Here is a 10,245-nt window from a genome sequence, read left to right as displayed (position 1 = left end):
CGGAGGACAATCTCGAGGGCTTTCGCGCCTTTGCCGAAAAGCGCGAGCCGGTGTGGAAGGGGAAGTAGCGGTATTGCGGGAACGATGGCGCTCACCCCCCTCTGGCCTGCCGGCCATCTCCCCCTCAAGGGGGGAGATTGGCAGCTTCAGCCTTGCAGCCCATCTTGCAACGCTGGAGATTGGCGAAGGTCGAAGCGACATCCGATCTCCCCCCTTGAGGGGGAGATGGCCGGCAGGCCAGAGGGGGGTGCCTGGGCGCAGTCGTCGCGGGTTGGTCGTCTCTCATGATCGACTACAAAACCCTCATCGACGCCGAGACCTGGGCCTTCATCGAGCGGACCAATTCCTATTATCCGCCCGATACGATCGATTACACCATCGCTGAGCAGCGCAAGATTTATAACCGGATGTGCCGCGAGTTCTTTGCCGGCTATCCCCAAGGCGTCACGGCGGAAACCACCGCCATTGCAACGCCATGGCATCGGGTTCCAATTCGCATCTACCGCGCCCCGGCGCCGGAAACGGCGGCGATGGTGCTTTATTTCCATGGCGGCGGTTTTATGCTCGGCGGGCTCGACAGCCATGACGACCTCTGCGCCGAGCTTTGCAGCCGGACCGGCTACGAAGTGGTTTCGGTCGACTACCGGCTGGCGCCGGAACACCTTCATCCGGCCGCCTTCGACGATGCCATCTGCGCCTTCGAATGGGCGTCGACCGCTTACGAACGGCCTATCCTGCTGTGCGGCGACAGTGCCGGCGGTAATCTCGCCGCGTCCGTCAGCCACGCGACGCGCGGCCATGCGCGCAAGCCGATCGGCCAAATCCTGGTCTATCCCGGCCTTGGCGGCGACAGCTCCGCCGGTTCCTATGTCACCCACGCGGAAGCGCCGATGCTTAACGTGCGCGACCTCGTTTTCTACAAGGACATCAGGACCGGTGGCGAGGACCGCACCGGCGATCTCACCTTGTCACCGCTCGCCGACGCCGACTTTGCCAATCTGCCGCCTACCGTCGTGATCACCGCCGAATGCGACCCGCTGTCGTCGGACGGCGAAGCCTATCGCGACCGCATCGTTGCCGCAGGCGGGCGCGCCTGGTGGTTCGAGGAGCCGGGACTGGTGCACGGCTATTTGCGCGCCAGGCACACGGCCGGCCGCGCCCGCTCGAGCTTTACCCGGATTGTCGATGCGGTAGCGGTTTTGGGAAGGGGCGAGTGGATCTGGTGAGGGATGTCTTCCCGACCAGAACGGGCCTTTGTCGGCCGGTACAGCTCTACTTGCGGCGGCGTCGCCGGCCGGAAACCTGCTTCAGCCAAGGTCCTAAATGAAAGCCGCTCATCAGCAGGTACATCGGGACCATGCCGCCTAGCGGCGACGCATCTTGCCCGGTCGAGCAGATCATATCCGGCGCTCCGCCGAGAAGCGTCAGCAGCGCCATGGTTGCGAAGGTCGGCGCGGCCGCAAAGGACAGCCAATCGGCTGCACTATGGCCGGCCGGGCTCGGATCGCCGGCGGATGCGCCTGCATGAATCTCGCTCATGTCCGTAGTCCCTGATAGCGAGCGGGATACGGTCGAATGAACCGTGCATCCCGCTCCTCCAATTGTCCTAGCCGCATTTCCGCGACGCCAAAGACGTTCTATTCGGTGCGGTTCCGGAACGCGGCCTCTCCGGCGTCCGACACCTCGACCCACTTTTTGTCGGGGACGGCTTCGGCGCCGTAATTGTCGTGCCAGTTCCACCACTTGTACGTCGGCGTTTGCGGATAGCCCTCGGGCGAATCCTCCCAAACCTCCTGGCGGCCGAGCGGCGACAGGTCGAGATAGCTCCACACGGTCCCCATCGCCTCGTCGCCGCGGTTGTTGATGAAGTAGGTACGGAACACGCGGTCGCCGTCGCGGATGAACACGTTATGACCGTGCCACTCGTCAACGCCGAAGTCGGCATCGAAGCTGTCGGTGATGGTGTACCAGGGCATCTTCCAGTCCATCCGCGCCTTCAGCCGCGCAATGTCGGCCTGCGGTGCGCGCGAGGCGTAGGCAAGCGTGGTGTCGCGGGCGTTCAGATGGGCGAGGTTGCCGACCTGATCGGCCCCCAGCGAGCAGCCGCGGCAAGCGTGGTCGGGCCAGCCGAATACGCCGGGCTCGAAGAAGGCGCGGTAGACGATCAGCTGGCGGCGGCCCTCGAACAGGTCGAGCAGGCTCACCTTTCCGTCGGGCCCTTCGAACGTATAGGTCTTCTCCACCGCCATCCACGGCATCCGCCGGCGCTCGGCCGCCAATGCGTCGCGAGCCCGGGTCACCGTCTTCTCCTTCACGAGCAGCTGCTGGCGCGCGGCTTCCCACGCATCAGGCGAAACGACCGGTGGTGTCTTCATTGCGAGCCGCGTCGTCTGCTCGCCTGTGCCATTCTGATGTGCCGTCATTGTGCATCTCCCTTGCTGGTTTGTCGCCGCACCGGCGCGACGTGTTGGGTCGTGAGCTAGGATAGGGGCGATAGCGGATTGGCGAGAGTGACAAGTGTGACGCGATTCCGACGGGTCCGCTGATCACGGCCGATTTCGCCGCCCGCGACGCCCCTGCGCTCATTCGTGCCCGGACTGCTGAATGGGCCGAGCGCCGGCCAGATAGCGATCATTGTCAAACGGTTCGGCCTGGTTGCTGTCCGGGCTCCACAGCTGGCGGTGGGTTCGTGTGAGATCGCCGAGGTAGACATGCAGCGCACCCGATCGCGCGCTGCCGGTATTCGCAACCGAATGTACGGCATTTGACGCCATGTGCACCACGGCAGGCGCTGCGATGTCCTGCCTTTCGGGAACATCGAGTTCGCTGCCGGCAACGGGATAGATGAAGTTCGTCTCGCTGCCCTTGTAGATGCCGATCAAGGCATCCATCAGGTGGTTATGGGGCGGGTACTGCAGGCCGGGCGACAGCGTGATGTGATAGATCGTCAGGTTCGGGCTCGCATGCAAAAGAACCTCGTCGTCGTCTTCTTCGTGAGCGAGCGTTCCCGATGCGTGAAAACGGTTGGTGTAGTCGCTCAGGACCGTCCTTACCGCTTCGAGGGGATCTGGTCCCCTCGCGGCATTGACGATATCGTCGGCAACGGCGTAGAGAGGCGAGTTGGCGGGTAAAGGCATATCAGTTATCCTCCCTGAGATGCTCAGATTGCCAACCTGAGCATCTCACGCTACCGAATGCTGATGCCAGCGTCAACCGGACAGCCAGACGGACAAAATATGAAAACGACGAAGTTGACCGCCGAACCGGCAAGGCCGGCCACGGTCGAGGCGACAGCACTGTCAGCCGCCGACGTCCTTCGCAGGGAACAGGCATATGAGCAGCTGAGGAACGACATCATTGCCTGCGTGCTGCGCCCCGGCGAAGCGCTGACCGAGAAACAGATCGGCGATCGATACCAGATCAAAAAGGCGACCATCCGCGCCGCGCTGGCCCGACTGATGCAGGAAGGACTGGTCAGGAGCGAGCCGCGCCGCGGCTACGTCGTTGCTACGCTCAGCCTGCGCGACGTCAACGAGATCTTCGATGTCCGCAGCTTGATCGAGCCGGAAGTGTTCAGGGTGGCGGCATCGAACATGACCGAGCGCGGGCTGGAGGACATCGGGCTGGCAGCGAAAAAAGTGCTGAAGCCGGAGACGCTGCGCAGCCACGTCGCCTTCCTTGCGGCCGATCGTGCCTTTCGTCTGGCCCTTGCGGAGCTCTCGGGAAATCTACGACTGGCGCATCTGCTGGACCAGATACTCGACCAGTCGGCGCGGGTTCTCCACCTTGGGTTCAAGTCCCGCGACTTCACCCAGTTGATCATCGCCCAGCAAAGGGAACTGGTTCTTGCCTGCGAGGCAGGCGACGTTTCCGGCATCGTCAAACTTGCCCGTTCGCAGTGCCTGTATCTCAAGAAGCAGGTGCTCGAGGCTTTGCTTGCCGGTTCCAAGCTTCAGGACGTCAATTTGCAGCCCTTCGCCTAAGGGAAGTTGGCCATTCGGTGCGACCGCCACCTTGGCGCAACGAGCGCGGCGGGCCTTGTTTCACCCCACCGCGCGTGCCGCCGCCCGTCCAGCGCTGCGGCCGGAAAAGATGCAGCCGCCGAGAAACGTGCCTTCGAGCGCTGCATAGCCGTGCATGCCGCCGCCGCCGAAACCGGCGGCCTCGCCCACCGCGTACAGCCCCTCGACCGGTTGGCCGCCGGCGCCCAGCACGCGGCTGTCGAGGTCCGTCTCAAGCCCGCCGAGCGTCTTGCGGGTCAGGATGCTGAGCCGGACCGCGATCAGCGGGCCATTGGCGGGATCGAGCAGCTTGTGCGGCCTTGCGGTGCGGATCAGCCGGTCGCCGAGATAGGCTCGCGCACCCCGCAGCGCGGTGATCTGCATGTCCTTGGAGAACGGATTGTCGAGCTGCCGGTCGCGGGCGCGGATTTCGCGCTCGACCTGCGCCAGTTCAAGCAGCGGCTCGCCGCAGGCCAGTGCATTCATGCGGGCGACCAGGGCCGGCAGTTCGGGCTCGACGATGAAATCCTCGCCCTCCTCCATGAACGCCTTGACCGGCGCGGGCACGCCGCTGGTGGCACGGCCAAGCACCTGGCGCCAGCTTTTCCCCGTCAGATCGGGGTTCTGCTCGGAGCCGGACAGCGCGAACTCCTTCTGGATGATCTTTTTGGTCAGGATGAACCAGGAATAGTCGTATCCGGTGCTCATGATGTGGCTGAGCGTGGCCAGCGTGTCGAAGCCGGGATAGAGCGGCGCCGGCAGGCGCTTGCCGCGCGCATCGAGCCACAGCGATGACGGGCCGGGCAGGATGCGGATCGCATGATCGGTCCAAATCGGTGCCCAGTTCCTGACGCCCTCGACATAGTGCCACATGCGGTCGCGGTTGATCAGCCGGCCGCCGGCGGCTTCGGCGATCGCCAGCATGCGGCCATCGACATGATCGGGAACGCCGGTGATCATGCGTTTCGGCGGCACACCCAGCCGCTGCGGCCAATTCTCCCGGACCAGCTGGTGATTGGCGCCGATGCCGCCGGAGGCGACGATGACGGCCTGCGCCTTCAACTCGAAATCGCCGGTGATCTCGCGCGAGCTCTTATGGCCGCGCTCGACGTCGCTCGCCGCCAATATGTCGCCGCGAACGCCGTCGACGACGCCGCTCGTCCGGGTCAATTCGTTGACCCGGTGACGGAATTTGAACCGGATCAGCCCGCGCTTCTCGGCCTCGCGCACCCGCTGTACGAAGGGTTCGAGCACGCCGGGGCCGGTGCCCCAGGTGATGTGGAAGCGTGGCACCGAATTGCCGTGGCCGACGGCATTGCCGCCGCCGCGTTCGGCCCAGCCGACCACCGGAAAGAATTTCAGGCCGCGCTGCATGAGCCAGGAGCGCTTCTCGCCGGCGGCGAAGCCGAGATAGGCCTCGGCCCAGCGGCCCGGCCAGAGATCTTCCGTGCGGTCGAACGCTGCGGTGCCCAGCCAGTCCTCGAGCGCCAGCTCATACGAATCGCGGATGCGCATGCGCCGTTGTTCGGGCGAATCGACGAGGAAGATGCCGCCGAGCGACCAGAATGCCTGGCCGCCAAGCGACTGTTCCGGCTCCTGCTCGACGATGATGGTCTTCTTGCCGGCCGCAGTCAGTTCGGCCGCCGCGACAAGGCCGGCAAGGCCGGCGCCGACAATGATCACATCCGCGTCGTCGGGCATCTATTTGACCATGATCTCGTCCAAAAACCGGTCCCCCACTTTTTGGGATCATGGCCGGCCTAGACTGCCTCCCAGCCTTCCTTCTCGCCGGCGCGAAAGATGGCATCGATGACCTTCTGGTTGAGCACGGATTCTTCCAGGGTGAAGACGCGGTCCTTGCCGCCCTGTGCCGCCCGCGCGAAGGCCTCGACTTCCAGCCGGTACTGTTGCGTGCCGGGAAAGCGGAACACCTGCGCCTCGCTGTGGTTCTGGTTGTGCAGCTCGACGCGGTGATGGTCGTAGAGCCCGGCGTTGAACGGTGAGAACACCTCGATGAAGCCCTTCTCGCCGTGGAACACCATCACCTGGCGTGCCGCCATCTGCGTCGACAGGTAGAAGGACAGCTCGAAGTCGCCGAAATCGGCACGGATCGAGGAATAGATGTCGGTGCCGAATGTCTTGTCGCGCTCGATCGTCGCCTGGACGCGCTGCGGTTCCTTGCCGGTCGAAAAGCGTGTCGACACCGTCGGATAGACGCCGATGTCGGGCAGCGCGCCACCGCCGAGATCGAGCTTGTTGCGCATGTTGTTGGGGTCGACATTGTAATAGGAGAACGCGCCCTGGACATGGCGCAGCCGGCCGATGGCGCCGTTGGCGATCAGCTCGCGCACCTTGATCCATTGCGGATGGTAGACGACCATGAAGGCTTCGCAGACCAGAACCTTCCTGGCATCGCGCAGCTTGATCAGCGGCGGAATGTCCTTGGCATCGAGCGCCAGCGGCTTTTCGACCAGAACATGCTTGCCGGCCTCGATCGCCTTGGCCGTCCATTCGACATGCTGCGAGGTCGGCAGCGGAATGTAGACGCCGTCGATGTCGCTGGAGGCGAGCAGCTCCTCATAGGAGCCGAAAGCGTGGCGCGCGCCGAAGCGTTCACCGAGTGCCCGGGCTTTCGACAGATCGCGGCTGGCGATCGCCGACAGCACGCCATTCTCCGCCTCGACAATTGCCGGCAAAAGCTGCTCGCGGCCGATCTTGGCCGTCGACAAAACACCCCATCGGAACATCAGATTTCTCCTCTCGATTGCAGGCCAGGAGGTTTGCCCTAATTCAGGAGAAAAGCCAATGCGGGACACCGGTTCTGCAAAGGCTATCCCCGCTTGCCCGTCAGCGTCATGTCGAAGTCGACGACGTTGGAATAAATCGGCGTGCCGACATCCATGCCATAGCGCGACCGCAGCACCTTGCCGGTGACGTGGAATTTTATCGTGCCCGCCCTGAGGCCGCCGAGCTCGGCCGTGAACTTTTCCTGAAAGGTCTTGCCGCGCGCCGTCAGCCGGCCGGTGACAAGGGCTGACGTGTCGCCGGTGCGTTTGACGCTGGTCGAACGGAACTGGATCTCCGGATTGTTGGCCGCGTCGAAAACCGCGTCCGAGCGGAGAAAGGCGTCGATGCGGCTTTGGCCGGTACCGACGCTTTCGGGGAAGATGGTGAAATTGACCTGGGACCGGCCGACATCTCTGTTGTCGATCAGGATACTGCCCTTGAAGCGGGCAAAGGCACCGTCGAGCCCGCCACCGCCGAGCTTGCCGATCGAGAAGTGGATGCTGGAAGCGGCCGGGCTGATGGTGTAGCTGCCGGCCGCGTCACCAAGGGCGACGGCGGCGAAAACAGGCATGGCAAAACAAGCGGCGGCTGCCGAAAATCCGAAGATGCGCGCGTACATGGAAATGGTCCTCTTGGCAGGCAACGCTTTCTTGCGTCCCGCCCCATGAACGAATGAGCTGCCCGCTCTATTCCGTGTCGCGATGTGACGAAGCCGTGATCATGCGCGTAAGCACGGTATCCCTCAGCCAGAAATGGTGGCGCAGCGCTGCGGCCAGATGCAAAGCGACAAGTCCGATGCCGGCATAGGCGAGATACCAGTGCGTCGCTGCCCAGAAGCTTTCAGCCGTGTCCGATTCACCAAGCGGCAGATGGGGCATAACGAACAGATTGAACGGCACGCTCGGTATCTCCAGCACCGAGACCGAGACCAGTGCCCAGCCGGACAGCGGCAGCGCGAGCTGAAACGCATAAAGCGCGAGATGGACCAGCGGCGCCATCCGGCGCTCGAAGCGGCCGACCGAGCGCGGCAGCGGTGGGGCCGGTCTGCCAAGGCGCCAGGCGATGCGCAGGATGACCAGCCCAAGCAGCAGGAAGCCGAAGGATTTATGCAGCTGGATCAGCTCGAAGGCGGTGCGCTGGCTGGCGAGCCGCACCATGACGAAGCCGAGCTGGAACTGGCCGATAAAGAGCGCCGCGATCAGCCAGTGAAGAATGATCGCCGTCCAGCCGTAGCCGGCCGGCTGGTTTTTGGGCAGTGCTGACATAGTCGGTGAACGAATGCCAGGTCGGCTTTCTTCCACCTCTCCCTTGTGGGGAGGGTTGGCTTACTCGCCGACCTTGAAGAAATCGACAAAGGCCCTGAGCGCCGGCCGCATCTGGCGGCTGCTGGGATAATAGACGAAGAAGCCGTCGAAAGGCGGGCACCAGTCCTCCAGCACGCGCATGAGCTTGCCGGTGGTGAGCGCATAGCGGACATAGTCCTCGAACACGAAGGCAAGCCCGGCGCCATCTACCGCGGCGTTGGCAATCAGATGGTCCTCGTCGAGGATCAGCGGCCCCTGTACCGCTATCTCGATCTCTTCGCCGTTTTTCTCGAATTCCCAGCGGTAGAGAATGCCGCTGGAGAAGCGGAAACGGATGCAGCGGTGAGCGGCAAGATCGTGCGGATGCAGCGGCCTGGGCCTGGTCTTGAAATAGGATGGCGCGCCGACCACGGCGCCGCGGAGGTTCGGCCCGATACGCACGGCGATCATGTCGCGCTGCAGGCTCTCGCCCAGCCGCACGCCGGCATCGAAGCCGCCCTCGACCATATCGGTGAAGCGGTCCTCGATGACGATCTCCAGCACGATGTCCGGATAGGCGGCGGCAAAGGCGCCGAGCCTTGGCGTCAGCGCCAGGTGGGCCGCGGTGCGCGGCACGGTCAGCCTGAGATTGCCGGCCGGCCGGTCGCGTGCCTCGATCGCCGATTCCAGCGCCAGGTCGATTTCGGACAGCGCCGGCCTGAGACGCTCGAGCAGCTGCGCGCCCGCCTCGGTCGGCGCGACGCTGCGCGTACTGCGCGCCAGAAGGCGGACGCCGAGACGCGCTTCGAGGCTGGAAACCGCATGACTGACCGCCGATGGCGCAATGGCGAGCTCCTTGGCGGCACCGCGAAAACTGCCGCATTGGGCGACCGTTGCCAGTACGGCAAGCTGTGAAAGATAGGTTCGCTTCATTGATCTATTTCTTGGAACAGCCCGTGCAAATGAGAGCCGATTATCGAACGCAGGGCAAGACGCTATCTCTGCGGCATCACAACCATCACAACAAGGAGACACGTGATGCAAACCCGCAAGCTTGGCAATGAACTTGACGTCTACCCGGTCGGCCTCGGCTGCATGGGGATGAGCTTTGCCTATGGTGGCCAGCCGGAGGCAGACGCGATTGCCACGCTGCGCCACGCCGTCGAGATCGGCGTCAATTTCTTCGACACGGCCGAAGTCTATGGCCCCTACGAGAACGAGGTCCTGGTCGGCAAGGCGCTGAAGCCGGTGCGTGACAAGGTGACGATCGCAACCAAATTCGGCTTCAAGATCCTCGAAGAAGGCAGCGGCATGGAGCGCATGGCCGGTGTCGATAGCCGCCCGGAGCATGTCAAGGCCGTGGCCGAAGCGTCATTGAAGCGGTTGGATACGGAGGTGATCGATCTCTATTACCAGCACCGCGTCGACCCCAACGTGCCGATCGAGGATACGGTCGGCGCCATGGCCGAGCTGGTGCGCGAGGGCAAGGTGCGGGCGCTCGGCCTGTCGGAGGCGAGTGCGGCGACCATCCGCCGGGCGCATGCCGTGCATCCGATCGCCGCGGTGCAGAGCGAGTATTCGCTGTGGAGCCGCGATCCGGAGGAGGAGGTGTTTGCCGTCTGCCGCGAACTCGGCATCGGCTTCGTCCCCTATAGCCCGCTCGGCCGCGGCCTGCTCACCGGCACCATCGCCAAGCCCGAGGTTCTCGGCGCCGACGATTGGCGCCGCGGGTTGCCGCGCTTCCAGGCCGACGCCATGGCGGCCAATGCGGCGGTCGTCGCCGTGCTGGAAAAGATGGCCGCCGAGAAGGGCGTGACGCCGGCGCAGCTGGCGCTCGCCTGGGTGCTGCACCAGGGCGACTTCATTGTGCCGATCCCTGGTGCCCGAAAAATCCGCCATCTGGAGCAGAATACGGCGGCAGCCGATATCGTGCTGAGCCAGGCCGAGGTGGCCTCCATCGGCGACGCCCTGTCGCCGGAAAAGGTGGTCGGCAAGCGCTATACCGAAGAGCTGCTGGCCCTGGTGAACGGGTGAACGGCGATCTCAGAAACGAAAGGGGCGCTCAGGCGCCTCTTTTTGCGTATCGCGGCGCAAAGAGGTTGCGGAACGCCGGCGCGAGACACCCCCCTCTGTCCTGCCGGACATCTCCCCCTCAAGGGGGGAGATTGGATGTC

At 64.1% G+C, this 10,245-nt stretch carries 11 protein-coding genes and 1 pseudogene; 4 read left to right on the top strand and 8 right to left on the bottom strand.

What is annotated here, in order from left to right; genetic code table 11:
• Positions 1-68: pseudogene (locus E5W70_RS26170) on the top strand (carnitinyl-CoA dehydratase); the annotation flags it as partial.
• A gap of 216 nt (positions 69-284) precedes the next feature.
• Positions 285-1,226, top strand: a complete 942-nt coding sequence (locus tag E5W70_RS26165; protein WP_292663924.1) for an alpha/beta hydrolase — start codon at positions 285-287, stop codon at positions 1,224-1,226.
• A 46-nt stretch (positions 1,227-1,272) separates the two neighbouring features.
• On the opposite strand, the gene E5W70_RS26160 is transcribed toward E5W70_RS26165, so the two are convergent.
• From E5W70_RS26160 to E5W70_RS26150, 3 genes are all read right to left on the bottom strand, one after another.
• A complete protein-coding gene (locus E5W70_RS26160) occupies positions 1,273-1,539 on the bottom strand; it encodes a hypothetical protein (protein WP_292663922.1) in 267 nt (88 codons plus the stop codon).
• 98 nt (positions 1,540-1,637) lie between these two features.
• The gene (locus E5W70_RS26155; protein ID WP_023677589.1) at positions 1,638-2,423 is read right to left on the bottom strand and encodes a DUF899 domain-containing protein; all 786 of its coding nucleotides are present in this window, start codon (positions 2,421-2,423) and stop codon (positions 1,638-1,640) included.
• A 159-nt stretch (positions 2,424-2,582) separates the two neighbouring features.
• Positions 2,583-3,137, bottom strand: a complete 555-nt coding sequence (locus tag E5W70_RS26150; protein ID WP_292663919.1) for an autotransporter — start codon at positions 3,135-3,137, stop codon at positions 2,583-2,585.
• Positions 3,138-3,236: 99 nt separating this feature from the next.
• On the opposite strand from E5W70_RS26150, the gene E5W70_RS26145 reads away from it, so the two are divergent.
• Positions 3,237-3,983, top strand: coding sequence for a GntR family transcriptional regulator (locus tag E5W70_RS26145; RefSeq protein ID WP_292663917.1), 747 nt, complete (start codon positions 3,237-3,239; stop codon positions 3,981-3,983).
• Between the two features lie 60 nt (positions 3,984-4,043).
• Here the strand turns inward: E5W70_RS26145 and E5W70_RS26140 are convergent, their stop codons facing one another.
• The 5 genes from E5W70_RS26140 to E5W70_RS26120 form a co-directional block, all read right to left on the bottom strand.
• The gene (locus E5W70_RS26140; RefSeq protein WP_292663915.1) at positions 4,044-5,702 is read right to left on the bottom strand and encodes an FAD-binding dehydrogenase; all 1,659 of its coding nucleotides are present in this window, start codon (positions 5,700-5,702) and stop codon (positions 4,044-4,046) included.
• A gap of 59 nt (positions 5,703-5,761) precedes the next feature.
• A complete protein-coding gene (locus tag E5W70_RS26135; protein ID WP_292663913.1) occupies positions 5,762-6,748 on the bottom strand; it encodes a Gfo/Idh/MocA family oxidoreductase in 987 nt (328 codons plus the stop codon).
• 83 nt (positions 6,749-6,831) lie between these two features.
• Positions 6,832-7,407 carry a YceI family protein gene (locus E5W70_RS26130; RefSeq protein WP_292663912.1) on the bottom strand — a complete coding sequence of 192 codons (576 nt, stop codon included), beginning with the start codon at positions 7,405-7,407 and terminating at the stop codon, positions 6,832-6,834.
• Between the two features lie 67 nt (positions 7,408-7,474).
• Positions 7,475-8,053: a cytochrome b gene (locus tag E5W70_RS26125; protein WP_292663910.1), complete on the bottom strand. Its 579-nt coding sequence runs from the start codon at positions 8,051-8,053 to the stop codon at positions 7,475-7,477.
• Between the two features lie 60 nt (positions 8,054-8,113).
• The gene (locus E5W70_RS26120) at positions 8,114-9,004 is read right to left on the bottom strand and encodes a LysR family transcriptional regulator (protein WP_292663908.1); all 891 of its coding nucleotides are present in this window, start codon (positions 9,002-9,004) and stop codon (positions 8,114-8,116) included.
• A 105-nt stretch (positions 9,005-9,109) separates the two neighbouring features.
• Between E5W70_RS26120 and E5W70_RS26115 the strand changes: the two genes are divergently transcribed.
• Positions 9,110-10,105: an aldo/keto reductase gene (locus E5W70_RS26115; protein ID WP_292663906.1), complete on the top strand. Its 996-nt coding sequence runs from the start codon at positions 9,110-9,112 to the stop codon at positions 10,103-10,105.
• Positions 10,106-10,245: the final 140 nt, after the last annotated feature.

The organism is Mesorhizobium sp., assembly GCF_005063415.1.
Lineage (GTDB): Bacteria > Pseudomonadota > Alphaproteobacteria > Rhizobiales > Rhizobiaceae > Mesorhizobium.
Note: the sequence above shows the minus strand (reverse complement) of the source record. Positions and strands in the feature narration are given on the sequence as shown.